The 25,059-nt window shown below is 47.7% G+C and carries 23 protein-coding genes; 14 read left to right on the forward strand and 9 right to left on the reverse strand.

Annotation, left to right across the window (positions count from 1 at the left end):
* The first annotated feature begins 14 nt into the window (after positions 1-14).
* From ribB to DACE_RS17800, 3 genes are all read left to right on the forward strand, one after another.
* Positions 15-656, forward strand: coding sequence for a 3,4-dihydroxy-2-butanone-4-phosphate synthase (ribB, locus tag DACE_RS04935; RefSeq protein ID WP_005998860.1), 642 nt, complete (start codon positions 15-17; stop codon positions 654-656).
* A 92-nt stretch (positions 657-748) separates the two neighbouring features.
* On the forward strand, positions 749-2,296 hold the full coding sequence (locus DACE_RS04940; RefSeq protein ID WP_005998862.1) for a sensor domain-containing diguanylate cyclase: 1,548 nt from the start codon (positions 749-751) through the stop codon (positions 2,294-2,296).
* An 86-nt stretch (positions 2,297-2,382) separates the two neighbouring features.
* Positions 2,383-3,617, forward strand: a protein-coding gene (locus tag DACE_RS17800; RefSeq protein ID WP_238326394.1) for an IS3 family transposase whose coding sequence is annotated in 2 segments (ribosomal slippage) — positions 2,383-2,751 and positions 2,754-3,617 — 1,233 coding nt in all. Because the reading frame shifts where the segments join, the coding sequence is not laid out codon by codon here.
* 58 nt (positions 3,618-3,675) lie between these two features.
* Here DACE_RS17800 and DACE_RS04955 read toward each other — a convergent pair.
* Genes DACE_RS04955 through DACE_RS04975 form a run of 5 tightly spaced genes read right to left on the reverse strand, consistent with a single transcriptional unit; the run spans position 3,676 to position 8,125 of the window.
* Complete coding sequence (locus tag DACE_RS04955) at positions 3,676-5,229, reverse strand: dihydrolipoyl dehydrogenase family protein (protein WP_005998869.1); 1,554 nt, start codon at positions 5,227-5,229, stop codon at positions 3,676-3,678.
* Between the two features lie 43 nt (positions 5,230-5,272).
* Positions 5,273-6,085 carry a sterol desaturase family protein gene (locus tag DACE_RS04960; protein ID WP_005998872.1) on the reverse strand — a complete coding sequence of 271 codons (813 nt, stop codon included), beginning with the start codon at positions 6,083-6,085 and terminating at the stop codon, positions 5,273-5,275.
* A gap of 23 nt (positions 6,086-6,108) precedes the next feature.
* On the reverse strand, positions 6,109-7,203 hold the full coding sequence (locus DACE_RS04965; protein WP_005998874.1) for an AAA family ATPase: 1,095 nt from the start codon (positions 7,201-7,203) through the stop codon (positions 6,109-6,111).
* Between the two features lie 45 nt (positions 7,204-7,248).
* Positions 7,249-7,629: a DUF423 domain-containing protein gene (locus tag DACE_RS04970; protein ID WP_005998876.1), complete on the reverse strand. Its 381-nt coding sequence runs from the start codon at positions 7,627-7,629 to the stop codon at positions 7,249-7,251.
* Between the two features lie 34 nt (positions 7,630-7,663).
* Complete coding sequence (locus DACE_RS04975; RefSeq protein WP_005998878.1) at positions 7,664-8,125, reverse strand: LEA/WHy family protein; 462 nt, start codon at positions 8,123-8,125, stop codon at positions 7,664-7,666.
* Positions 8,126-8,281: 156 nt separating this feature from the next.
* Here DACE_RS04975 and DACE_RS04980 point away from each other — a divergent pair, with 156 nt between their 5' ends.
* Positions 8,282-8,857, forward strand: coding sequence for a hypothetical protein (locus DACE_RS04980; RefSeq protein ID WP_005998881.1), 576 nt, complete (start codon positions 8,282-8,284; stop codon positions 8,855-8,857).
* Positions 8,858-9,008: 151 nt separating this feature from the next.
* On the forward strand, positions 9,009-10,136 hold the full coding sequence (locus tag DACE_RS04985) for a methyltransferase (protein WP_005998882.1): 1,128 nt from the start codon (positions 9,009-9,011) through the stop codon (positions 10,134-10,136).
* Positions 10,137-10,185: 49 nt separating this feature from the next.
* Here the strand turns inward: DACE_RS04985 and DACE_RS04990 are convergent, their stop codons facing one another.
* Complete coding sequence (locus DACE_RS04990) at positions 10,186-11,112, reverse strand: MBL fold metallo-hydrolase (RefSeq protein WP_005998884.1); 927 nt, start codon at positions 11,110-11,112, stop codon at positions 10,186-10,188.
* Between the two features lie 273 nt (positions 11,113-11,385).
* Here DACE_RS04990 and DACE_RS04995 point away from each other — a divergent pair, with 273 nt between their 5' ends.
* The 4 genes from DACE_RS04995 to DACE_RS05010 all read left to right on the forward strand — a co-directional run bounded on the left by DACE_RS04995 (position 11,386) and on the right by DACE_RS05010 (position 17,362).
* Positions 11,386-12,618, forward strand: a complete 1,233-nt coding sequence (locus DACE_RS04995) for an acetate/propionate family kinase (RefSeq protein WP_005998887.1) — start codon at positions 11,386-11,388, stop codon at positions 12,616-12,618.
* A 227-nt stretch (positions 12,619-12,845) separates the two neighbouring features.
* Entirely contained in the window at positions 12,846-14,783 is a 1,938-nt protein-coding gene (locus DACE_RS17070) for a c-type heme family protein (protein ID WP_272940858.1), read from the forward strand.
* Positions 14,784-15,221 carry a response regulator gene (locus DACE_RS05005; protein WP_005998890.1) on the forward strand — a complete coding sequence of 146 codons (438 nt, stop codon included), beginning with the start codon at positions 14,784-14,786 and terminating at the stop codon, positions 15,219-15,221.
* An 11-nt stretch (positions 15,222-15,232) separates the two neighbouring features.
* Complete coding sequence (locus DACE_RS05010; protein ID WP_005998892.1) at positions 15,233-17,362, forward strand: GGDEF/EAL domain-containing response regulator; 2,130 nt, start codon at positions 15,233-15,235, stop codon at positions 17,360-17,362.
* Positions 17,363-17,441: 79 nt separating this feature from the next.
* On the opposite strand, the gene DACE_RS05015 is transcribed toward DACE_RS05010, so the two are convergent.
* The 3 genes from DACE_RS05015 to DACE_RS18065 all read right to left on the reverse strand — a co-directional run bounded on the left by DACE_RS05015 (position 17,442) and on the right by DACE_RS18065 (position 20,588).
* On the reverse strand, positions 17,442-19,529 hold the full coding sequence (locus tag DACE_RS05015) for a methyl-accepting chemotaxis protein (protein ID WP_005998894.1): 2,088 nt from the start codon (positions 19,527-19,529) through the stop codon (positions 17,442-17,444).
* Between the two features lie 311 nt (positions 19,530-19,840).
* Positions 19,841-20,335, reverse strand: coding sequence for a hypothetical protein (locus tag DACE_RS05020; RefSeq protein ID WP_005998896.1), 495 nt, complete (start codon positions 20,333-20,335; stop codon positions 19,841-19,843).
* A 106-nt stretch (positions 20,336-20,441) separates the two neighbouring features.
* The gene (locus DACE_RS18065; RefSeq protein WP_155808995.1) at positions 20,442-20,588 is read right to left on the reverse strand and encodes a hypothetical protein; all 147 of its coding nucleotides are present in this window, start codon (positions 20,586-20,588) and stop codon (positions 20,442-20,444) included.
* Between the two features lie 474 nt (positions 20,589-21,062).
* Between DACE_RS18065 and umuD the strand changes: the two genes are divergently transcribed.
* From umuD to DACE_RS05045, 5 genes are all read left to right on the forward strand, one after another.
* Positions 21,063-21,494 (forward strand): translesion error-prone DNA polymerase V autoproteolytic subunit, encoded by a 432-nt coding sequence (umuD, locus tag DACE_RS05025; RefSeq protein WP_005998900.1) that lies wholly within the window; start codon positions 21,063-21,065, stop codon positions 21,492-21,494.
* Positions 21,491-22,756, forward strand: a complete 1,266-nt coding sequence (umuC, locus tag DACE_RS05030; RefSeq protein WP_005998902.1) for a translesion error-prone DNA polymerase V subunit UmuC — start codon at positions 21,491-21,493, stop codon at positions 22,754-22,756. Before umuD ends, umuC begins: the two co-directional genes overlap by 4 nt.
* Positions 22,757-22,775: 19 nt before the next feature.
* Complete coding sequence (locus DACE_RS05035) at positions 22,776-23,060, forward strand: YkvA family protein (protein ID WP_005998904.1); 285 nt, start codon at positions 22,776-22,778, stop codon at positions 23,058-23,060.
* 134 nt (positions 23,061-23,194) lie between these two features.
* On the forward strand, positions 23,195-24,517 hold the full coding sequence (locus DACE_RS05040; RefSeq protein WP_005998907.1) for a diguanylate cyclase domain-containing protein: 1,323 nt from the start codon (positions 23,195-23,197) through the stop codon (positions 24,515-24,517).
* Positions 24,517-24,897 carry a hypothetical protein gene (locus tag DACE_RS05045; RefSeq protein ID WP_005998909.1) on the forward strand — a complete coding sequence of 127 codons (381 nt, stop codon included), beginning with the start codon at positions 24,517-24,519 and terminating at the stop codon, positions 24,895-24,897. The genes DACE_RS05040 and DACE_RS05045 overlap by 1 nt, the downstream gene beginning before the upstream one ends.
* Positions 24,898-25,059 lie beyond the last annotated feature (162 nt).

Here is a 25,059-nt window from a genome sequence, read left to right on the forward strand (position 1 = left end):
TAAGGAGACTTCGCATGAATCAGACCCTTGATACTCTTTTTGGTACCTCTCAACAACGTGTTCAGCGTGCCCTTCAGGCTCTTCAACGTGGTCATGGTGTCATTGTCACGGACGATGAAGATCGCGAAAACGAAGGCGATCTTATCTTCAGCGCCGACCATCTGACCAACGAACAGATGGCCCTGTTGATTCGTGAATGCAGTGGCATTGTCTGTTTATGTCTGACGGAGGACAAAGTTGCTCAATTGCAGTTACCGATGATGGTCAATGACAACCGCAGCCATTACCAGACCGCGTTTACCGTCAGCATTGAGGCGGCAGATGGCGTGACAACCGGAGTCTCAGCCGCTGACCGCGTTACGACAATTCGTGCTGCAAGTGCCCAAGACTGTCGACCGGAGCACATTCATAGCCCTGGCCATGTGTTCCCTTTGAAAGCAAAATCCGGCGGTGTTCTCGAACGCCGCGGTCATACTGAGGCCACCGTGGATTTGATGGATTTAGCGGGGTTGAATCCGTGTGGTGTCCTTTGTGAGGTCACTTTGGAAAATGGTGAAATGGCCCGCATGCCTCATTTAATTGACTTCTGTCAGAAACATTATTTCCCTCTGGTAACCATTGACGACATTGCCTGTTACAAACAACAGAATTCTTGATAGTTCGTTGATATAAAAGAGATTTTTTTCAACGATTTTTTGAACCTGTGCTATGTTGTCATTATTGATTTAATTCAAATGGAGTAATCCCAATGATGACTCAAGAAGATGTCCTAAATTTTGTTCTCAGCTCAGATGAGTTGCCGACATTATCTGCTGTCGCTTCACGGCTGATTTCCATTACAGCGGAAGAAGACACTACAATCAGTGATATCGCCTCATTGATATCCAAGGACATCTCCTTGTCCACTAAGATTCTTAAAGTGGTCAATTCATCATTTTACAGTTTTCCGCAACAGATCGGCACGATTCATCAGGCGGCATCCATTCTGGGAACCAATGCCGTACGCAGCCTGGTTTTATCCTTTTCCTTTCTGAAGCCGGATAAGCAAAAAAAAGATGGCTTTGACTATGCCACTTTTTGGGAAAAATCATTGTCCGAAGCTGTTGCCTCCCGCATGTTGATGACCACTGTTGGTGCGGATGATACAGAAGAAGGTTTTATCGCCGGTCTTCTGCAAAACCTCGGTGTTCTGGTTTTGGCAAAAGCGTTTCCTGCTGAATACAAAAAGATTGATCAGGCTGTTGCCGATGAAGAGATGGAACGCTGTGAAGCAGAAATAAAATTTATCGGTGCAGACCACACCTACATTGGCAGCGAAGTATGTCGCAGTTGGGGCTTTCCTGCTGAGATTGTCGAACCACTTCGTTACCACCATGAGCCGCATAAACTCCCTTCTAAGGACGCTAAACTGAAACTTTTGTGCGAAGTGGTCTGCTTGTCTGGGATTATTTCACGGGTTTACAATGCGAAAAAGCCGGATGAACTGGTTGGTTTGTTCAAATCTCAGGCCAAACGTCGTCTACACCTAACTGAGAAAAAACTGGAAGACTTTCTTGACCGGGTGCATATGGAAGTTGAAGAGATCGGCAAGTTTTTCGACATCAAGATTCAGAATCAGAAATCAATTGCTGAAGTTCTGCAGATTGCCAACGCTGAACTCAGTGTACTCAACCTCAGTTATGAGCAAATGAATCGCTCTCTGGTGGAGAAGACCGTTCAACTGGAGATGCTTACGGCCGAGCTGGAAAAGAAGAATAAACTGTTGGAGCGTCTGGCCAATGTTGATGGTTTGACTGAAGCCTATAACCACCGCTATTTTCAAAACTTTCTTGATCGGGAGATTAATCGCTCGGAACGCAACGATTACACGCTTAGCGTGGTGATGGTGGACATTGATAATTTTAAAAAATTCAACGATTTGCACGGCCATCAAGTCGGTGACTATATTCTCAAACAATTTGCGGATGTAGCACGCAGTTTACTGCGGGAATACGATCTGTTTGCCCGTTATGGAGGAGAAGAGTTTGTCTTGGTTTTGCCTGAAACCAATGCTCAAGAAGGTGAAGTCGTTGCTGAGAAGTTCCGTAGCACCCTGTCGGAACACACTTTTACCCATGAGCGTGAAACCTATTATATTACGGCCAGTTTTGGCGTCTCCGATATCTCCCCTGCTAAGGATAAAATTGATAAAAATGATGTGATTTCTCAAGCGGATTCAGCCCTTTATGAATCAAAGAAAAAAGGACGCAATCGGGTGACAGTTTACAGCGCGAAAAAGAAATGGTTCGGTAAATAACACAAAAAAGGCTTCGTTAGAAAACGAAGCCTTTTTTCTATCTCTTGTCCCGTCCTGAAATAAGTTTACACCTTGGAGACTTATTTATGGACAGAGTAGAAAGCAAGCGGAGTCGGCGGACTCAACGAGATTACACAATGGGCTTTAAATTGCAGGTTGTTGATGCCGTAGAAAAAGGCGATATGACCTACAAGCAGGCCCAGAAGATCTATGGCATCCAGGGTCGCTCAACCGTGCTAACATGGTTAAGAAAGCACGGAAAGTTGGATTGGACCCAGCCAGTGAGGCTCGCTATGCCCAAAACTCCCAAAGCCAAAGAAACCCCTGCACAAAAGATAAAGCGACTTGAGCGCGAACTTGAAGATGAACGTCTTCGTAATCTGCTTTTGAATGAAGTTGTTGATATCCTGGATTCTGAGCACGGAATGAGCTTGAGAAAAAAGTATATTGCCAAGGAGCGAGACGCATTCAAAAACACAAAGGGCTAAGTTTGAGCCGCGCTTGCAAGCTTCTTGGCATCAGTCGGCAGGCCGTTTATCAAAGAGAAAGGCGCACCCAGCAACGCAACATAGAGCTGGCTCCCGTCAAAGGGATGGTGATGGAGTTGCGACGATTCATGCCGAGGTTGGGCGGTCGCAAGCTGTACTCACTGCTGAAACCGAAATTTGATGCTCAGGGCATCAAATTAGGTCGGGATGGATTTTTTGATTATTTACGAGAGCATCGGCTGTTAGTTCCACCGGTCAAACGATTCATCAAGACAACGCAGAGCAGGCACTGGATGAAAAAATATCCGAATCTTATCGCGAGTCAGGATATCAATCGGGCTGAACAGGTCTTTGTCAGTGACATCACGTACGTTGAAACAGATGAAGGGGTTCATTATCTATCGCTGGTTACTGATGCTTATAGCCGTAAAATCATGGGGTATGAGGTCAGTGACAATCTACGCGCAGAAAGTGTTGTCAAGGCATTACGTCAAGCAGCCAGACAACGCCAGACAGGTAAACCGTTGTTACACCATTCCGATAGAGGATTACAGTATTGCTCATCAATCTATCAGGAAGAGCTGAAGCGTCATGACATAACGCCATCCATGACAGATGGTTACGATTGTTATCAAAATGCTTTGGCTGAGAGGGTGAACGGAATTCTGAAGCAAGAGTTTTTGTTGTTTAAGTGTCGTGATTTGCAGGAACTGAAGGACTTGGTTCGCGAATCGGTCGCTATTTACAACCGCCTACGGCCGCACCTTAGCTTGAATATGAAAACACCGGAAGAAGTACATAAAAAAGCCACCTCCATGGGGGAGGTGGCTTAGGAATAAACTGTCAACGTATTTTAGGACGTGACATCTCCCTTGCTCTAATCTCGTTATTTCAGGGTGTTTTTTGGCTGGGGATTTCACATTGTTCCACTTGGAAATCACGTGAACAATCATGATAACCATCTTGAGGATTCCAGGTTTTCACCCACATTTTTCCTGGGAAAGCCTGGGCTTTGTAGATCGATTTTCCAATCAGCAGGCGCAGGCATTCCTGCGTCGTTTCTGAGATGCTCGGATGAGGATACACCGATTTAAGGACCTCGGCAGCGCCTTTATCGTGATCCATAAAATGAGCGATGGACAGAACGACGTTGGACACTTGCGGTCCGGCAGAACGCATACCAAGAATTTTCATTTCGGCATCATCCGTCACCAAAATCTTAACAAACCCCCTCTTCGCCCGCATGGCCAATGGCCTGCTGGACATGGCATACGCCACATAGGCCACCCGATAACTCAGTTTTTTGGCCTGGCATTGTTCTTCACTCAATCCGACGGTTGCAACAGAGGGATTGAGAAACATGATTGCCGACATATTACAGTAATTCAGTGGACGGATGGCCCGACAAAACATCTCTTTGGCGGCCATGCGTGCTTCCAATTCGGCGATGTTGACCAGATTTGGATGACAGGTTACGTCACCACAAGCAAAGATATTTCCATCAACGCGACAGTCCACCCCAGTGGTCAAAAAACCGTTTTCACTGATATCAATGCCAATCTTGTCCAATCTGAGATGTTGTAAATTGGGTTGCCGTCCTACCGAGATCAGTGCGGCATCAACCTCAATCACTTCGCTGTGGCCGTCTGGAAAATCGAGAACTGCGGCGAGGTAGTCCTGTCGACGGTGAATATCCTGCAGTGTTGCGGATTGATGGAGTACGACGCCGGCACCTTCAAGACTCTGTTCAACAAACGCACTGACATCACGGTCTTCATACGACAGAACCCGGTCTTTGTGGTCAACCAGATGAACCTGTGTCTGTCCAAAGTTGGCAAAAATCGTGGCGTATTCGCAGCCAACGACACCGGCGCCGAGAATCAACAATCGTTTGGGGAATTTTTTAAGTCGGTGAATACCGTTTGAATTGAAGATTTTATCCTGATCCACTTGGAGATTGCCATAACCACGTGGATGGCTGCCAGTGGAGATCAGAAAATTCTTCGCATGGATGTGCTGCGTTGTGCCATCGTCGAGACAGACCTCAACAGTGTGCCGATCAACAAAAGATGCCCACCCTCGAACGTAGGTGATTGACCCCTCTCCTTGCCAACGTCGGGGGGAAAAGGTTTCCAGTTGCGTGAGCATCTGATATTGGCGCTCTTTGACGGCTTCTTCAATGGTTGCATTGACTTCGCTAAAATCAACAGTGAGGTGTTGGCTTTGGTAACCACGATCCTGTTTGGCGGCAATGGAGTAATCTTTGGAAAGCTCCCACATTGTTTTTGATGCCAAAGCCCCCCATTTTACCCCGGCACCGCCAATCTCTCCTCCTTCGACAACACAGACATGTTTGCCGAAATCAAATGCCCTCATGGCTCCGGCAAAACCACCGGGACCGCAACCGAGCACACATAAATCATATTCTACTGTCTGTTCTGTCATGAGCAGGCCTTTCAATATGAAGTCAAGTTAAGAGAAGTATACACTATTTTGGGGCGGATGCGTCATCAGGTTGCGGCGGAATAAAGGGTAACTTAAGCAGGTAAACCAACGTGTGCCGGGCAAAACTCTGATAATCGGACAACCCAATCTGCATGCCCTGATGCCCTTTCTGGGGGTGCTCCGTGTAGCTGTGGAACAAAAAATCCCACCAGGATAAACAGAATCCGTAATTGGAATTGGTTTCGCGGACAGTCACCGAATGGTGAATACGATGCATATCCGGTGTCACCAGAAAATGGCGCAGGAGTCGATCAAGCGGTGCAGGGATGGCTATGTTACCGTGGTTGAACATGGCCGCACTGTTAATCAGAATTTCCGAGACCACCACCACTTGTGCTGGAACGCCCATAAAAGCGACTGCCGCACATTTGAGCAACAGCGATAGTAGGATTTCTGCAGGGTGAAAACGTAATCCCGTTGAGACATCAATGTCCAAATCAAGATGATGCACTTTATGCAAACGCCATAAACAGCCGATTTGATGAAACCAGCGATGTTGCCAATAGATCACCATATCCATCCAGATCAAGGCGATCAGCCAGACCATGGGCGTTGGCAGAGGTATTTGATTGAGGATTCCCAACTGATGATCATGGACACGGGTGGCCACCATAACGACCGTCAACGGCATCCACAGGTACACCACAACAACATCAATTGCGATCAGGCCCAAATTACGCTGCCAGCGGGTTTTCTTCGAATGGTGGCTACTGAGGCGTGGCCAACGTATTTCACTGAAGGCAACGGCAGAAAAAACGATGAGAAATACTGTACCGCGTAAGAGAGTGTTATCCACTATAGTCACCTGTCAGCACTGTTTTAATCAAACAGTCTATCCACCGTATCGAAATCCAATTCAATTTCGGCAAGATGGCCGATCAAATCAATTTTCTCCTGATCTTGAGCCGTAATTTTGGAGACATCATTCTGAATTCGGGTAAAGGCTTCAGAGTTGGTCAAATGGGTACGCATATAAGGAATATTACTGTCATCAACAATTCGCGCCGTAATCGGTGAGACCGGCGCATGTCCCGGAATGATCATGCCGGCAATTTTATGGCGGTATTCCGGAAGATGGTATAGCGATGCCAGCATGACCATCAACTCGTCACGAGTACTGTTGACCAGCAAAAGGCTCGACTCCTCAAGCAGATCCGCAACCCGTTGTGCTGAAGCAGCACCTAATTGAACATGATGGACAATGCGGTGCTGCTCGTCCAGATTGCCCTTCAGGGGTGATTCTAGCAAGCGGCTGATGCGGTGTAACGTGGGGTTCGCCAGGATGGGCGAAAAGTTAAAGCCACCCTGAATGTGAATATCGCGGTTGCCAAAGGCTTTCTTAAGATAATGCATTGTCAATTCACGCTTGTCGGCAATCAATTTATTTGCTACCAGCATGCGCACCGGAGCTCCTGCCAGTTGGAAAACACTGAGATTCATGCTGACAGCATCAATCGCGCGACCGATGCCCCCATCCGTAACCATCATGACCGGAGCATCCAATAATTTAGCAACCTCGGCATTGTTGTAGCCCAACACCGATCCGACTCCAGCATGGCCAGCACCTTCGATCACCAGAAAATCGCACTCTTTTTCAAAATACCGACATGCTTCGATCATTTTTTCGGCAAAAAAGTCCGGGCCAATCTGGCCATCAAGAACTTGCCGGGTGGTATCCGCAAACACGGGAACAGGGTTCATCTGGCGGATATGCTCCTCAAGTCCAAAGACTTGAGCCATGAGAACGGCATCTTTATCCACATGGAAATTGTTGAACTCAATCAGTTTAGGACCAATAGGTTTGATAAAACCGATACGGGGGTATTTTCGCGCAGCGCGGTACAATAACGACAGGCAGATGGTTGACTTTCCGCAGTTTTTACCCGTTGCGGCAACAAAGATTTTTTTTGCCATGGAGCCCCTCCGCAAATAAATATCATGTCATATAGATTCAAGCGTCTACCAGCGACTGTCAAATTGACTGGCACAAAGCGCCAACAGACACCAACCGCACAAGAAGGAGATGCCACCAACCGGTGTGATCAGTCCCAAAACAGTCACCTGGGTCAAAACCAATACATAAAGACTACCTGAAAAAAGAACAATGCCGACAAAAAACAACAAACCGGCTGTTCTTACCCGCCGCACTTCCGGCCAGGTTTTAATACACAGGGCGACCAGCAGCAACGCCAGAGCATGATACATCTGATAGTCTACACCCTTTTCCCAGGTGATCAGCAGTTCAGGACTGACCCGTTGACGCAGACCATGCGCACCAAACGCACCCAGAGCAACGGAAAGGAATGCGTTCACACAACCAAGAACAAAAAACAATTTCATAACAGCCAAACTCCGTTCAGGGCAAAAGGAAACATTAACGTGTCAGAGTGCGCAGTGAAATCTCTCCTTGTTTCTCTACGGTAATTCCCGGCGCTAACCAGCCAATATTGAGCTTGGCACGCAAGGTATAAGTGAACTGATCACGAGGTTGACGGGTCAATTGTGAAATCAGATCAAGGCTGTTGAGTAAGTCGGCGGTAACAGACAACGTCACCTTCTGTTCAGAAAAGCCCTCAATGCGTGGTAGATCCGACTTAACACCCGTGAGCAAAGGGATTTCTTCGATTTCAAGGGCATAACTCAGCCCGTCAATCTCCAGAGGCTGCCGGTTATGATTAATAATATTGAGTGTGATGGCAAAACGCGGTGCCAGCCCCTGGCTCTCCATGACGGAGAAACGGGTGACTTGGATCGTCGGCGATTCAAACCCTGGCCGCATCCAGGCACAAGAACACAGTGAAAAAATCATAACCAGAGAAATTAATATTTTTGCCACAACAAGGTTCCTTTCAATAAAGTTCATGACGTCATTGTTAACCTGAATAGGCAACAATTTCAATCATCTATTGGCAAAATAGTAGATTCCCCCCTTCCATCGAGATCTCTGTTATACTTTCAGGTGTAACATTTTTCCATTAACGTGGAGGGCGCCATGATTGAATCAATCAATACATCAACACTCGACAGCTTTAAAGCTGAAGCACGGCAATTGCTCGAAGCTGCTGTTCAAAAAAGACAAATGCAGCAGGAACAAGGACCTCAGAGAGGTGTTCAGGATACCGTGTCTCTCGGCAATAAACCGGTTGATCCAGGAACCTACACTGCCAGCGTTTCAGATGCTGAGCTGGGCAAAACCTTTACCATGTTGCGTGATCTCTTTGCGACGACTCTGCAGGAACAAGGAATTGCTCTGGAAGTTTCGACCGGAGACAGCACCATTGATCTGCAGACTCTGACACCGGAACAGGCTCAGGATCTGGTGGCAGAAGATGGTTATTTCGGTGTCGAAAATACCGCCCAACGGATTTTCGATTTTGCTGTGGGACTGGCTGGCAATGACCCCAGTCGCGTCGATGCCATTAGAGCCGGAATTGAAGATGGCTTTGCCCGGGCTGAAGAAGCCTGGGGAGGTACTCTGCCAGATATCTCCTATGAAACCAGAGATACATTGATGGCTAAACTTGATGATTGGGTGAATGCCGCCACGGAATCGGCCGAAGCCCCTTAGAAAGATTGGCGCAGGCGCACGATTTTAGTCGTACCTAAAAGACTCAGCTCTTTTTTTTACGGGCAAACAGCGCTAGTATGACCGCTTCAACACGCCATACTGTTTTTCAATTTGCAATGTGGCGTTTAACTACACGAAGGTTGCCGGTCATATGAGCCAAATCAGTGTTCCTCAGGGTCAATGGGATCTTTATCGCTATCCGGTTCGTAACAATGATCCGTTACGCGCCTGGGATGCTGCGGACGAATTTATCCTCAACGAGTTACACGATCAGAGCTTGCCCCAGCCATCGCAACGCCTACTGATCGTCAACGACTCTTTTGGCGCATTGAGTTGTTGCCTGCACCCTTATGAGCCGACCTTGGTCAGCGATTCATGTCTAACGTATCACGGGCTATTACACAATCTGAAAAGTAACCGGATAGCCCAGGACTGCATCACGTTTTTTGACAGCTTAACCACTCCGCCAGGCCACTATGATATTGTCCTGATCAAAGTTCCCAAAAGCCTTGCCTTGCTTGAAGATCAACTGGTTCGGCTACGTCCTGTCATCAAACCGGAGTCAGTGATCATTGGCGCCGCAATGGTCAAGCATCTCAGTGCTTCGGCAATTGAGCTGTTTGAAAAAATACTGGGACCAACTCACACGTCGCTTGCCCGAAAAAAAGCGCGTTTGATCTTCAGTAGCTTTGATGCAGAGCGCACTCTCACGCCATTGCCTCCCGCCAACCTCCGCTTACCGGAGTTTCAGCTTAATCTGCTACAACACCCTGGCGTTTTTTCAATGAACAGGCTCGACTTGGGAAGCCGACTGGTTCTTGAGCAAAGTCACCTACTGCCTCCGGCTAAGGTGATTATCGACTTAGGCTGCGGCAATGGCATTCTTGGCATCACCGCAGCACGCCAGCAGCCTGAAGCGCACCTCACCTTTGTTGACGAATCGTATCGGGCCGTTGACTCGGCTCGGATCAATTTTGAAGCGATTTTCGGTCATCGCCCTGCCCGCTTTGAAGTGATCGACTGTTTGAACGGGATCGATCGGGACAGCGCCGATCTGATCATCAATAATCCACCGTTTCACCAGCAACAGGTTGTCGGTGACCAAGTGGCCTGGCAGATGTTTCGCCAGGCTCGCCAGGTGTTAGGACGTTCCGGGCAGCTCTGGGTTGTCGGTAACCGCCATCTCGGCTACCACACCAAGCTCAAGCGTTTGTTTGGTAACTGCAAACTCGTGGCCAGCACCCACAAATTTGTGTTGTTGAAAGCAACGAAATCCTGACTTGATAACGTGGCTTGGATTGTCGTTTCTCTTCACTGATACACCGGCCTTACGATGGATGATTTTTCCAAGCCTGTTGTTGCTCTGCTGGTAACGTCTTATAATAGAGCTGGATGCCACGCAACGAATTGCTCATAAAATAGCGTTCCCGGGCATAAATATCGGTCTCAAGCTGTTCCACAGCACTGAATGTCGGGTCATTATTTAATAACCAGTCATAAATTACCTCGTCACGTTGTTCTTCAACGATATGATCAGTTACCGCCACTGCTTTCACCCACAGTCCCAACTGCTTGCGGGCTGTTTGCAGATAGCTGACAGCCGGTTCGACAAGCCCGTGATGGGCAATGACAAGATAGCGCGGCGCCACGGCAATCATTTTATCGATCGAGTCTCTGGCGACTTCATAGATAAAGCGTGGCGGCGTAGCCGGACGCATATAGCGCCCAGAGTCAACCGGGATATGCACGCCGGCAATCTCTCCACCGAACACCAAGTCTTCATAGCGGTAACAGACATGATGTGGCGCATGCCCCGGTGTTTCATACACCTGAATGCCGCTGTTGCCAACTTCTGAAGCGTAAAAGATCGACTGCGACGGCACCGGAATAATTTCGCCGTAAACTTCGGCAGTTTCTCCCAGTACTTGCAAAGAGCCTTGCCAGAGTTTTTCCGGAGAAATCATATGCTTAATGCCGCTTTGATGACAAATAACTTGAGCTTCAGGGAAGTACTTGATCAACTCACCGGTCCCTCCGGCATGATCAATATGGATGTGCGTCAACAGGATATAATCGATCGATTCTACCTGCAGATCTCTCAAGGCATTTACCAGAACCGGAATAGTCGACAATGGTCCCGGATCGACAACAGCACGGAACCCGTCGGTTTCGATATACCAGCTGCTGATAAAGTTTCGAAATCCTTCCAACTGTGGTTGATCCAGGTAAATACATTTCAACTGTTTGACATTCATGACGATCTCCATTTAAAGATAAACAGCTTTTGAGCATTGTCCCGTCGGGCGTAATATTTGTCAACACACCCCTTATTGGGTGACCGTTCCCCACGTAAATGGCCTTTCGGATTCACGCTTACCTACCAAATCAACGGTAAATATAACTTTGATTAGCTCAGCATACCTCTATAGCGACTTCAACCGGATCAGTCGTCCACAAAAAGGCTAATTGACGCGAGGGACTAAACATGCCATTTTGTTGATCTTCCCGCTCAACCCGGAGGAAACACCGTGATTATTCTGACCCTGAACTGTCGCAGCCAGACCATTCATTACCATTTATTCGACTACCCTAACCCTATCCCATTAACGCAGGGCTATGTCGAAGGAATAGGCACTCATAGCACCAATTGTATTTTGAACGGCTCGCCCCTGCTGCTCGAAGATCACCACGACGCGCTTGATTACATTTTAAAAACTCTTTGCCACCCTGAATACGGAGTGTTGGATTCTTTGTCGCAGATCCGTGGTGTGGGGCATCGTGTTGTCCATGGGGGGGAAACGTATCATCATTCTGTAAAGATTGATGTCGAAGTTCTGCATACCATTCGCAAAGTTGAGCGCATGGCTCCCAAATACAACATTCCCAGCCGGCAAACGATCATCGCGGCCATGGAATTGTTACCCGATGTTGACCATGTCGCCATCTTTGACACGGCTTTTCATCACACTATGCCAGCCAAAGCGTATATGTATCCCCTGCCCTACGAATGGTATGAAAAATATCGTGTGCGCCGCTACGGATTCCACGGCAGTTCGCATCTTTACTTGGCCCGGCGAGCGGCAGCGCATCTCGGCAAACCCGTTGAACAATGCAATTTGATCACTATTCATCTGGATCTCGGTGTGTCATTGTGCGCCATCCGCAACGGTCAGTCCATTGATACCAGTACCGGCATGACTCCCGTTGAAGGGACCGCCCAGGAACGTCGCTGCGGTAATATTGATCCAGGCATCCCTGGATTTATCATGGATTGGGAGGAACTCAGTCCGCAACAGATTGAAGAAGTCCTCAATGAAAAAAGTGGCTTGATGGGCTTGACCGGTGGAGACTGCACAACACGTCAGGAAGTGCTTATCAAAGCCGAACAGAATGATCCTCGCGCCAAATTTGCTGCGCAGATTGAAGCCTATCGGTTACGGAAGTTTATCGGTGAATACCTCTGTGTCCTCGGTCAATGCGATGCGATCGTCTTTTCTTCAGGCCAGGGAAATATTGAGGCCGATGTTCGCCGTCGTGTTCTCGACGGAATGGATTGCTTTAACATCCTTCTTGATGAAAAGAAGAATGGCCAACCGCGCTGTATTCACAGCGAAATAAAAATCAGCCACCCGGATTCAGCCATTGACCTGCTGGTGATCCCAACAGATGAAGCCCGCGTCTTTTGCGAAGATACAGCTCAAATCGTCAATGGCACCTTTGATCCAACACGCCACATCTCCTACACTTTCGACGATCTGTAATTATCAAGGGAAAAGTTCTTTAAAGTAAAGATGTTGAAGGGGAGGATCTGTTTCCCCTGTAACATCTCTATCCCCATCTAACACCGCCACTATTGCACTTTTTTAGACAAGATTTTACTCATAGTCTTTAAATTAAGATCTTCTATGCTAGTCTGTTTAGGGTTGTTGTCCTTCACAGTCAGGAGATTCTGGTGAAGCTTAATGTGAAATTGATCTCGATCACAGGTGTGCTTTTTCTTGTCTTTCTTCTTTGTGAAGCCTGGTTTGAATTTATTGAAATACAGGACTATTCGCGTCAACAGATCCTTGAGCAATCACGCAGTATTCGTGATTTTATGATGTCAACCCGCTATGTCTATCACCATCAGTTCATCTCCAGTGGCCTACCTCTGACCGATGACACTCTTGGGTTCCTCCCTGCTCATGCCTTAGCACGTATCTCGGAGCATTTTGACCAGATCAACCCGACGGAACTCTCATTTAATAACGTCTCAGCCGATCCACGTAATATCTACAATCGTGCTGACAGTATCGAAACCAATGTGGTTCGCTATTTCGAAGAACACCCGCAACAAAAGGAGTATTTTGAAAAAGTGGCCACCGGGTCGCGGATATTCTATCAATATGCAACGCCTATCTGGACAGAAGATTACTGTCTGAGATGCCATGGCGATGCAGATTCCGCTCCCCCGACTATTTCAGCACGCTATACAACCGGGTTTAATTATCATGTCGGCGACCTGCGTGGCATTATGAGTGTCCGCATTCCTGTAGAGCATTTCAACCGACATGTCAGAGCACAACTATTGAGTAACGTGCCGGTTATTATGGCGTTCCTGCTCAGTTTATGCCTGCTGATGTATTGGTTGGTGCAAACCACGATTGTTCATCGCCTAAAGGGGTTGTTAAGGTCAGTCAACTTCATTCGAGAGGGGCATTACGATCGGCATATGCCGATCAACGGTCATGATGAGATTGCAGATCTTGCCAAAAACTTTGAGCGGATGGCGCAAGCGATTGCGTTGCGAGAAAATCGTTTAAAACAGAGTGAACAGCGCCTTGAAAACGCTCAAAGGATTGCCCGAATCGGCAACTGGCAATGGCATGCTGGCCGAAACGAACTATTTTGCTCTGACCAGATTTACACAATCCTCGATTGTTCGCCGGACAGTGTTCTGACGCCACGGCAGTTTATCCGAAGAGTGCCCTCTTCGCAGAGACAACGTCTTTTTGAGCATCTGAAAAACAGCTTTGCAACACAACAGTTCGATGAGTTTGAGACCGTTATCACGGCCGAAAGCTCTGAACTGGGCTATGTTCGACTTCGTGGTGAGTTCGAGTCACGTCATGGTCAGCTCCTGCTTTCAGGTACATTGCAGGATATAACAACAATGAAGCGAGCCGAACAAGAGATCATCGAATTAAACCACAGTCTCGAAGATAAAGTGGCTCAACGTACCGAACAGCTACAACGGACCAACAAAGAACTTGAAGCGTTCTCCTACTCCGTTTCACACGATTTACGTGCACCTTTACGCGCGATAAGCGGTTTTTCGCAGATACTTCAAGATGAATACAGTGAAAACCTGTCGCCTGAAGCAAGCCGATATCTCAGCCTGGTCGTTGATAACAGCCAGATGATGGGAACCTTGATTGATGATTTATTGCGCTTCTCGCGACTGAATCGTCATGAATTGAAAAAACAGATGATCGACACCGAGGCCCTTGTCCGCCAGGTGGTCGATGAGTTGTTACAGGATTGCGTTTATACATTTATTCATGCACCTGAGATTGAAATTGGTTCACTTGAGAGGTGTTACGGTGATCCGGCACTGATTAAACAGGTTTTTATCAATGTGCTCTCCAACGCCCTTAAATTTACGCAAAAGACCTCTTATCCGCACATCTGTATTACATCAACGCACCAAGGGGAAATTGTTACTTTTAACATCAGTGACAACGGGGCCGGCTTTGATATGCAATATGCAGAGAAACTATTCGGTGTATTCCAACGACTCCACCATCAGAGCGAATTTACCGGTACCGGCGTGGGGTTGGCTATTGTGCAACGTGTCATTGCCAGACATCAAGGAACCATATGGGCGCAGGCGGAACCAAATAAAGGGGCCACGTTTTCTTTCACCCTGGAAAGGTATGTGGAATAAATGGATTCTCCAATTGAAATTCTTCTGGTTGAAGACAATCTCAATGATGTGGAGTTGACGCTTCACGCTTTTAAAAAAAACCATATTAAAAACCCGATTGAAGTTGTCCACGATGGCGCTGAAGCACTGGACTTTATTTTTTGTCGCGGACGCTATGTGGATCGCGACCCGAGTGCCCAACCTCGGTTGATTCTTCTGGACCTCAAATTGCCTAAAGTGGATGGGCTTGAAGTTCTCAAAGTCTTGAAATCTACAGAGGAAACACGCCAGATTCCAGTCGTTGTCCTGACTTCATCGCGTGAAGAGATTGACATGCACAAAAGTTATCAGCTCGGCGTGAACAGCTATATTGTCAAACCGGTCGACCTTGAGCAATTTGTTCAAGCTACCGGTCAATTGGGGCTTTATTGGCTGATTATGAACCAAACCGCTTCATAAAAGGATTTTCGATGCCGGAAACCATCCTGAACATTCTTATTCTTGAAGATTCAGCAACCGATGCAGAACTGATGTTACACACTTTGCGCAAAGAAGGGTTGAATGTCTCTGCCCATGTGACAATGACCCGACAGGGGTATGTCGCTGCGCTAAACGACGAAATTGATCTGATTTTATCCGATTACAATCTGCCACAATACGACGCGCTGCAAGCGCTGGAACATCTGAATGCACTGGGATACGATATCCCCTTTATTCTTGTTTCCGGGACAATCGGCGATCAACGGGCCGTGGAAATTATTCGCCGGGGCGCCACCGACTATCTGCTCAAATCACGCATGCCGAAACTTGGTCAGGTGGTCAAACGTGCGTTGCAAGAACGTCATATTCTCCATGAAAAACAACAGGTTGAAGAACAGCTGCACCTTGAACGGGATCTGTTGCACAACGTTATCGACGGTCTGGAGATGCAGGTCATGATCACAGACCGGGATTTCAACATCCAAGTTCTTAACTGGCAAGCTCAGAAATTGGTTCCTGTCGGTCAATCAGCAACGGAAATGACCTGCTACCAATTGACACGCGGCTTTGATAGCCCCTGTTCAGAGCATGGCATGGAGTGCCCGATTGAAACAGCTTTGGCTAAGAACCGAGCAACAAAAGTGCAACAAAATTATCAGGATGAAAATGGCGAAAACGTTTCTGTTGAAAAAACCGCGACATTGCTGCGTAACCGCCAAGACGATGTTACGGGAATTTTTCTTACCTGCCGCGATATTTCTGAAAATATGCGCCAGAAAGAGGATATTGCCTATAAAGAGATGCAGCTAGAGCAGATTCTCCATTACGACACCCTGACGGGATTACCACAACGGGATTTTTTCTTTGATTTGCTGCACAGCCATATGGTCGGCTGCCAAAAGAACAACCGCACACTGGCGCTGCTCTATCTGGATTTGGATCGTTTTAAAAATATCAATGACACTCTGGGACATACCGTGGGGGATCAAGTATTGCAGGAAGTGGCGCAGCGGCTGCAGAACAATATCCGCATTACCGACAATTTGAGCCGCATGAGCGGTGACGAGTTCCTCATTACCCTTGACCCGGCAGACAATCTGAGTGAGGTAACGCAGCTGGCGCAAAAATTCCTCAGTGTCATTTCAGTACCGATGAAAATCGAACATCACCGCTTTCATTTGACAGCAAGTATCGGTATCAGCCTTTTTCCTGGAGATGCCACCAGCCCGGAAAAACTCTTGAGTTGTGCCGACTCTGCCATGTACCGGGCCAAGGAGTCCGGCCGTGATGCCTTTCGGTTTTATAAACCACACATGAACGAGAAAGCTCAGGGCCTTCTCTGGCTCGAAACGGAGTTGAGGCTCGCCATCGAGCAAGAACAACTTGAGTTGCATTATCAACCGCAATACGATCTCAATACCGGCCAGCTGGTCGGGATGGAGGCTCTGGTGCGCTGGAATCATCCCGAGAAAGGGATGATTCCGCCGGGAGAATTTATTCCTCAGGCGGAAGAGACCAGTTTAATTATTCCTCTGGGAGAATGGGTCCTGAACACGGCGTGTCGCCAAATTGCAGCATGGCACGCGATGGGAATCTCGCCAATACGTATGGCTGTCAACATTTCAGCCGTACAATTTTACCGTATTGATCTGGCGCAAATGGTGGCAAAGCTTCTAGACCACTACGGGTTGCCCGCGACTCTGCTTGAACTGGAGATTACCGAGAGTGTTCTCATGGATGATGTTGAAGCCGCTGCTGAGACCATGAATAAATTGACAGCCATGGGCATCCAACTGTCCATTGATGATTTTGGCACCGGATACTCTTCATTAAGTTATTTGAAGCGCTTTCCCATTTCAACATTGAAGATCGATCGCTCTTTTATCAACGACGTCACCATCAATGAACAGGATGCCGCCATTGCCTTGTCAATTATATCTCTGGCCGGCCATATGGGCATTGAGGTGTTGGCAGAAGGTGTGGAGACGGTTGAGCAACTGAGTTTTTTGCAACGTCATGCCTGTCAATACGGCCAGGGCTATCTGTTCAATCGCCCTCTCCCCGCTAAAGACATCGAACGGCAGCTTAAAACAGCTCATTTGCCAGAGTGTCTGCAATAAGCGTTTTCACCTGAAAAGAACCGATTCAATGGCAAAAAGGCCGCTTCGTTTTTGATTCGAAGCGGCCTTTTCTCATGGATCAGTATTTACCGAATTCATCGTCGTCCAAAGCAATTTGTGCCGAAGATGACGAGGTTCCCCACCCATCATCATGGGGTTTTGATGCCGGTGTTGGTGATTCAATGCGGGGTTGTGGTACCGCAGTCGATTGTGATGGCGCAGGTTCAAAAGATTGATGGGTGGCCAATTTAAAATGACTGACCAGTTGACGGAGTTGGATCGCTTGACTGTTCAGTTCCTCACTGGCTGCGGCCCCCTCTTCAGCACTGGCTGTATTCTGTTGAGTCACTTGGTCAATCTGGGTCAGGCCAATATTGATCTGGCCAATTCCCTGAGCCTGCTCGTTACTGGCCGCAGCAATGTCTGCAACCAGATCAGTGACCTTGGTAATGCCATCAACAATCTCATTGAGCCCATCTGCGGTGCGGTTGGCAATTTCAGCGCCGTTTTCAGCTTTGCTCACCGAGCCCTCAATCAGTTCGGCTGTTTCACTGGCCGCTTTAGCACTGCGTGCCGCCAGGTTACGAACTTCTTCGGCCACCACGGCAAAACCTTTACCATGCTGCCCGGCCCGCGCTGCTTCAACAGCGGCATTAAGCGCCAGCAAATTTGTCTGAAACGCGATCTCATCAATCACCTTGATGATTTTGGAAATATTCTGACCTGCTTCGTTGATTTCCGCCATGGCTTGAACCATCTGTTGCATCTGTTCAGAGCCACGCCCTGCTGAGTTATGAGATTGAGAAGAAAGTTGACTGGCCTGCTTGGCGTTATCCGCATTGAGTTGCGTCTGCGACGTCAACTCATTCATCGATGCCGCAATCTCCTCTAAGGAACTGGCTGATTCCGTCGCACCTTGCGACAATGCCTGACTGGTATCAGAAACCTCCGTGGAGCCAGCGGCAATCTGATCACAGGCTGCACGAATCTGCTCAAGAATATGACATAGATCCGTGGTCATTTTCTGCAGGGCCAGCCCCAACCTGTCATCTTTTGACGCCAGTTTAACATCGACACGCAAATCGCCGCTGGCAACGGTTTCAGCTAAAATAGCCTTTTCTTCCAGACCGTCGGCCATGTGGTCGAGCGCTTGCGTAAGAATTCCCAGTTCATCGCTACGCTCAATATTCAACCGTGTCGAAACATCACCACGACGGACCTTCTCGGCAAAAGCAACTCCGGTGCGGATCGCTTTAACGATATTGTTGACAGCCAGATAGATCACCAGTGCGATAATACCGACAACAATCAGGGTTAATGTCACGCTAAGATTACGTACCGTAACAATCGGGGCAAAAATGTCATCCAACTCAGCACCGAAGGCAATCATCCAGCCCGTTGCTTCGACCGGTCGATAGCTGACAATTTTATCCACACCGTTCCAGGGGTATTCCTGAAAACCACTTTTTTGGCGCAGCATGGTTTGTCCCCAATCGTAGCCGGCAATGCCCGAATTGATCAGCTTGGATTGGTCAGGATACGCAATAAAGCGCCCCTTTTCATCGACCAGATAGGCATAGCCGCGGTTACCGGCTTTCACCGGCTTGATAAATGCATCGGAAAAGCTGTTCATGTCTACGACTGCGACAAGAACACCCTCGGTCTGTTGCTCAATTTTCAAGGGTGCGGCAATTGAAAAAATAGGATTTCCGCTGATTTTACTGATCAGAACATCTGAAAGAACTTCCTTTCCACGCAGGGCTTGCTGGAAATAATCACGTTGACTCAAGTCAAGACCGACCTGTTCCTGATTCGAGGCAACAACAACTCGTCCATCCCGATTGACCACCGCAAGAAATTCATAAGAACCGTATGAAGAATAGACCTCGGCAAGAATTTCATGTGCCCGGCCTCGTGCCCCCTCTTCGTCAAGAGCTGCAACCAGTTCTTTGGAGTCGGCCAACACCATGACATCATCCTGATGATCAACGACCCAATTGTTGATTTGCAAGGCCAGAGATTGAGTCATTTGAGTCATCTGACTGCGAATATTGTCCTGAAGTGCCTTTTTTGATGCATTAAAGCTGACCAGTGTCAAAATGACCATGCCAACAATGGCCACCCCCAGAATTGGCACCAAAAATTTCATTTTCAAATTAAGTTTCATCCTAAATCCCCCCTCAAGCAGCTAATTTAATCTAAATAAACCGGCTTTTCCCCTTAGGCTGCCACCATAATTGGACTACATTGTTCAAAAATGACAACGGCTCTCATATATTTTGTATACATAGATACAATAAAACTCAAGCTTATCGGAATTAAATTTAACAAATACATTAGTTCTCCCCCATATCGGTGATCCCATAGGGGTTTCCCATAGATGCTGCAAAAATATATTATTATACCATCGAAGCTGAGCGAATTCATCAGTCACCCCACGTTTCAGGTGACAAGTTCAGTGCAGGATTGTCGTGGTGGTCAAAGGCTGGACAATTGCGTCAAAGCACTTGGAGGGTTGTCAAAGAGTTCTTCATAGGCGGCGGCCAAGGCTTCCAGATGGTGATGATTGTAATGCCCTAAGGCCTGAAACATCTTTTTTAAACGGGGAGAGGTGAATTGCAAGGCATTGCGTGCATGAACAAGAGTGGTCTGCGCTTCAAGATCAACGGCAATTTTAACGGCATCCGCATCAGAAAAAGCGTTGTTTTTCACTTCTTCAAATAATTCATCAACCAGACAGCACAGATCATCCAAGGCGTCAAAAGAGAGTGTGGCGGAAAAAGATTCATCTTTGAGAGCCAAGCGTGACGCCAGTTCGATCTCCAGCGCATGCCCTTCCTCATCCTCACTGAGCTTTTTCCACATTTGACGCCGATGTTCTGGATAGGAGCCTTGTTGGGCCCAATGGTGATACAGATTGCCGATCGAACGTTCAATATGGACACAACGGGAAAAAAAATGATGTGGGATCATGGACTCATCAACCGATAAAAAAAATTGGAAAAATGACCAATCTCAATAGTAATGGATTTTTTGATAATAAAAAAGCCCCGAAAACGTTTTCGGGGCTTGAATCAATTCAGTCGCTACCGAATTTCCAATCTTCATCGGTAACACCGGTGCTCAAATAGCACACATCTTCCTCCGGATCAATCGGCGGAGGTGGTGGATAAAGTCCTTCGGGCCAATTCAAATACTCGCGAGTCCCTTCTGCAGCATTTTCCATGAGGCATCTCCTTTTTTCAGCCTGGTACAGATGGCGGTTCATCCTGTCGAAAAGGGTAATTGCGACACTTGTGCCAAAAACCGTAAAGTAGAATAAGTATTCCAAATCATTAACCAGATTGAAATATCTCTCTAACATGCTGAATTTTGTATACAAAACCGAACTGTTCCACAACTGAACAAAGTGTCCTCATGTATGGCATTGTGACCACATATGGAACAAAAGAACATTTCGTGTTTACAGCGTGAGGGTGCTGCATGTTCTTACATTCAATATATTCAACGCTGAGAATCAAATTGCCCTGTTTCAACTCCAGGCTATTTATCTTGACAACCGATTCACTTTCACCAACCCTGTGTGGACGGGTGTATCGCAAGCCAAATATCGTATTTTTACCGTGCATCGTTGTGGGACACTTCTGACGGGTAGTGCGTCAACATCCTGTTCACAAAACACGACAAAAGAGTTGATTTAATGACTGTTGAATACCTGGGCAAAAGCGACGAATTTCCGGCGCTGGACATTCCCCTGTTTCTTGAAGCTGTTCCTGCCGGTTTTCCCAGCCCGGCATCGGACTATTGCGAGCGAACACTGGATCTCAATGCGTTGTGCATCCAGAAACCGGCGGCCACCTACTTTGTTCGGGTTCAAGGTGATTCCATGATCGAAGCAGGCATCTTTCCCGGTGATGTTCTTGTCGTTGACCGTTCACTGGCGGCTCAACATGGCGATATCGTCATTGCGGCCCTCAATGGTGAATTAACCGTCAAGAAGCTGGAAACATCATCGACAACCCGGCTGGTACCGATGAATAAACAACATCAGGCGATTGAGATACCCGAAGGTGCTGAGCTGGAAATTTTCGGTGTCGCAACAACTGTTATCCATTCGTTAAAAAGATTATGACAAGCTACGCTCTGGTCGACTGCAATAATTTTTATGTCAGTTGTGAGAGGCTGTTCTGCCCACAACTCAAGCGGCGTCCTGTTGTTATCCTGTCCAACAATGACGGCTGTGTTGTGTCACGCAGTCAGGAAGCCAAAGCACTCAAAATCCCCATGGCAACGCCGCTGTTCAAGGTTCATTCTTTGCTCAAACGGCATCAGGTGGCCATCTTTTCATCGAATTACACCCTCTATGCCGACATCTCCTCCCGGGTTATGCAAACCCTTGAATTGTTTTCCCCCGAGGTGGAGGAATACTCCATAGATGAAGCTTTTCTCAACCTGACCGGGTTGGTTAAAAGCGAAGATCGTCTGGACTATGGTCAAAAAATTCGTCAGACCGTGCATCAACATGTCGGCATCCCGGTTTGCGTTGGCCTGGCCCCGACCAAAACCCTGGCTAAATTAGCCAACTATGCGGCAAAAAACTACCCGGCAACCAACGGCGTTGTCGATCTGCACTCACCTCAGCGTCGCCAACGCTTGCTCCATCTCACCCCGGTTGGTGAAATCTGGGGCATTGGTCGGCGCACGGCCTTACGTCTGCAACAGATGGGCATTCATACCGGCTGGCAACTGACCCAGATGCCGCTGAAGCAGGCTCGGCACCGCTTTTCCATCGTCATGGAGCGATTGATTCGGGAACTGCATGGGGAAAACTGCCTGGAGGTCGACCATCAACCGGCGCCTCAGCAACAGGTGATCTGTTCGCGCTCCTTTGGAGAAAAAATTGTTTCTTTCGATGAGTTACGTGAGACGGTTTGTGAATTTTCCGCGCGAGCCGCCGAAAAGTTACGTCACAATCAACAGGCAGCTCGGCTGATTAATGTCTCGATTCGCACCAGTGCGTATTGTGCTGCGGAACCGTGCTATGCCAATTCCGCCAGTGGCATGTTGCAACAACATACCAGTGATTCACGTCAGATTGTCGCCAAAGCCACTCAGCTTCTTGAGGGGTTGTGGAAAGAGGGTTATCGTTATGCCAAAGCTGGAGTTATGCTGAGTGATCTGTGCCTGGAAAACAACATTCAGCCCGGACTGTTTGATGATGTAAACCAGAAGAATAAAAGCAAAGCCCTCATGCAAGCAATGGATCACATCAATGAACAGTGTGGTTCCATCTGGTTGGGCGGGCAACGGCCGCAACGCGATTGGTTCATGAACCAGAATTATCTGTCCCCCGCCTATACCACACGCTGGGACTGCCTGCCGGTAGTCTCCTGATTGGCTACGGAGAAAAACAATGGCTTCTAAATCGGATTTAAGCAGCCTGCTTAAACTCAAGCGCCGCATTCTCGAATATGTCGCGGTGGTCCGTTCGCCTCAAACACCTGTTCACGTTAAACTTCTGGCCGTTGCCGCCGGACTTTATCTGCTCATGCCTGTTGACCTGATTCCCGACATGATTCCGGTATTGGGCCTTACCGATGATGCCGCTATAATCGGCCTCTTTCTCAGTTATCTCAATCGATTTGTCACCGAGGATATCAAGCGGTCAGTCGAGCAAAAAAACACGCCAAAAAGTTAATGCCGCACCTCCAATCTTTCGTGTAGTTAATATTAAAAAGCATAATTAAAACACATACTTCGCAATGTTTTGTGTTATGTTGTCTACGTTTTTTTGTTAATGGTCTCAGCTTTGGACGCTTGGAAAGTGTTGGAATGAAGGCATACCACTCCATTACCAGACGTGTTGCCGTCGGTTATCTCGTCATTGTGTTCTTCAGCACACTGGCGATCGGCTATGCCCTGACCCGTCTTCACGACCACACCAGACACACCCAACAGTTGGTTGAAACCCAGTTTCATGCTTTCACATTGCTTCGCGATATCCGTCAAAACCTACTGGCTCAGGAAAATCTTGAAAAGCAATTGCTTATTCTTGAGGACACGCAACTGCTGGATCTGGTCGAACGACGCTGGGATGACTTTGATCTGATTCTGGCAAAATCAAAGCGCGCTACCCTGCCCGACCACTTCTCCACACTGCCGCGCACTCTGGCCAATTATCGTAAGAACGGAAAAATTCTGCTGCAGGCCTTTATGGATAAAGACTGGCAACAGGCACGCAAATACAGCAAGGCGGCAACACTGCAACGCAATCAACTCCTTGATCGTCTGTCAAAAATACGCAACATCCACCAGATTGCCGTTGATCACGATCTGCATTCGCTCTCAGAACAAAGCAACCAGGCGTTTACGGTGACAGTCTTACTTGCCTTTGCCGGCCTGCTGCTCTCTGCTCCCGTGGCATTAACGGTTATCCTGGGAATACACCGCTCTGTAAAAGCGCTGCAGGATGGAACGCGCGATATCGCTCAAGGGAACTTCAACTCAAAGCTCGGCATCCGCAGCAAAGATGAATTCGGCCAGTTGGCCCTTGATTTTTCATCCATGGCACGAAAACTTCGTGAATTGGAACAACTGCATCTTGATGCCAACCCGCTGACCCGACTTCCCGGCAACCTGGCGATTGACCGCGAACTGGAACGACGCATCCAGGACCAGGAGGCTTTTGCCCATCTCTATATCGACTTGGATAACTTCAAAGCCTATGGTGACCGCTATGGCTACAAAGCCGGCAGCGATGTTATCCACGATGTTGGAACCATGTTGAAAAATGTGGTGAAAGATCATGGAACGGAAAATGACCTAGTCGGCCATATCGGTGGTGATGATTATGTTGTGCTGACCACTCCGGCCAAAGCCGAAACCATCGCCCAAGCCCTGATCAAAGATTTTGAAAACTATGTCCCGTCGCTCTATAACGAAGAAGATCGCAAAGCCGGATATTATATGGGCACAGATCGTTATGGTGTACAGCGGAGTTTCCCCCTGCTCACCATGTCCATTGCCGTGATCTTATCCGAAAATATGGAAAGCCCTTCCGTCTTAGCCATCAGCGATGATTGCGCCAAGATGAAAGACCACCTCAAACGACTTAAAGGTAGTAACTACCTGATTGATCGAAGAAAGCATCTCTAATGATATTTCGTTCTCTTACTATTTCACTTTGCCTTGCTCTCCTGCTCTCCGCCTGCACCCCGCCAACATTCTGGCAAGAGAAACAACGGCAAAAAACCTTTACAGAAGCCCTTGATCATTATCTGTCTGAACAAGATCGCACCTTTCTTGAAGAGATCGCGCTCAGTCAACCTGCAACCCCCTGGTCTCAACGTGCCCAACAACTTGTGAATCGCCTGGATAAACTTGAGCAACAACAGCAAGATACCGCACAAGAATTACAAATCACCCGGCAACACTGTGCAGAAAATATGCAACTCCTTGAACAGGAGAACCAAGATCTCCAAGAGACCATGGATCAACTCAAACAACTCTTTATCGATATGGAGTTGCGTGAATAAGATTAAGCTCTCATCGTATTCTAGCCATTCTTGAGCCCCCTCCAATAAGTAACGCTATAATTTATTAAATCCTTCCTTGACTCCATTCGTCTTTTTTTCGTAAACTTTGGTAAATTTATACTAAACATAGGTTCCGGTTATCGCGCTCTAGGATCTACAGCG

It is taken from the genome of Desulfuromonas acetoxidans DSM 684, assembly GCF_000167355.1.
Lineage (GTDB): Bacteria > Desulfobacterota > Desulfuromonadia > Desulfuromonadales > Desulfuromonadaceae > Desulfuromonas > Desulfuromonas acetoxidans.

Coding starts and splice junctions, on each gene's coding strand:
- DACE_RS18065 (WP_155808995.1), bottom strand. CDS start 20,588: ATGGAAAATGCTGCAGAAGGGACTCGCGAGTATTTGAATTGGCCCGAA.
- DACE_RS05040 (WP_005998907.1), top strand. CDS start 23,195: ATGAAGGCATACCACTCCATTACCAGACGTGTTGCCGTCGGTTATCTC.
- DACE_RS05015 (WP_005998894.1), bottom strand. CDS start 19,529: ATGAAACTTAATTTGAAAATGAAATTTTTGGTGCCAATTCTGGGGGTG.
- DACE_RS04965 (WP_005998874.1), bottom strand. CDS start 7,203: ATGGCAAAAAAAATCTTTGTTGCCGCAACGGGTAAAAACTGCGGAAAG.
- DACE_RS04940 (WP_005998862.1), top strand. CDS start 749: ATGATGACTCAAGAAGATGTCCTAAATTTTGTTCTCAGCTCAGATGAG.
- DACE_RS05020 (WP_005998896.1), bottom strand. CDS start 20,335: ATGATCCCACATCATTTTTTTTCCCGTTGTGTCCATATTGAACGTTCG.
- ribB (WP_005998860.1), top strand. CDS start 15: ATGAATCAGACCCTTGATACTCTTTTTGGTACCTCTCAACAACGTGTT.
- DACE_RS04985 (WP_005998882.1), top strand. CDS start 9,009: ATGAGCCAAATCAGTGTTCCTCAGGGTCAATGGGATCTTTATCGCTAT.
- DACE_RS04990 (WP_005998884.1), bottom strand. CDS start 11,112: ATGAATGTCAAACAGTTGAAATGTATTTACCTGGATCAACCACAGTTG.
- umuD (WP_005998900.1), top strand. CDS start 21,063: ATGACTGTTGAATACCTGGGCAAAAGCGACGAATTTCCGGCGCTGGAC.
- umuC (WP_005998902.1), top strand. CDS start 21,491: ATGACAAGCTACGCTCTGGTCGACTGCAATAATTTTTATGTCAGTTGT.
- DACE_RS05010 (WP_005998892.1), top strand. CDS start 15,233: ATGCCGGAAACCATCCTGAACATTCTTATTCTTGAAGATTCAGCAACC.
- DACE_RS04970 (WP_005998876.1), bottom strand. CDS start 7,629: ATGAAATTGTTTTTTGTTCTTGGTTGTGTGAACGCATTCCTTTCCGTT.
- DACE_RS05035 (WP_005998904.1), top strand. CDS start 22,776: ATGGCTTCTAAATCGGATTTAAGCAGCCTGCTTAAACTCAAGCGCCGC.
- DACE_RS04955 (WP_005998869.1), bottom strand. CDS start 5,229: ATGACAGAACAGACAGTAGAATATGATTTATGTGTGCTCGGTTGCGGT.
- DACE_RS04980 (WP_005998881.1), top strand. CDS start 8,282: ATGATTGAATCAATCAATACATCAACACTCGACAGCTTTAAAGCTGAA.
- DACE_RS05045 (WP_005998909.1), top strand. CDS start 24,517: ATGATATTTCGTTCTCTTACTATTTCACTTTGCCTTGCTCTCCTGCTC.
- DACE_RS05005 (WP_005998890.1), top strand. CDS start 14,784: ATGGATTCTCCAATTGAAATTCTTCTGGTTGAAGACAATCTCAATGAT.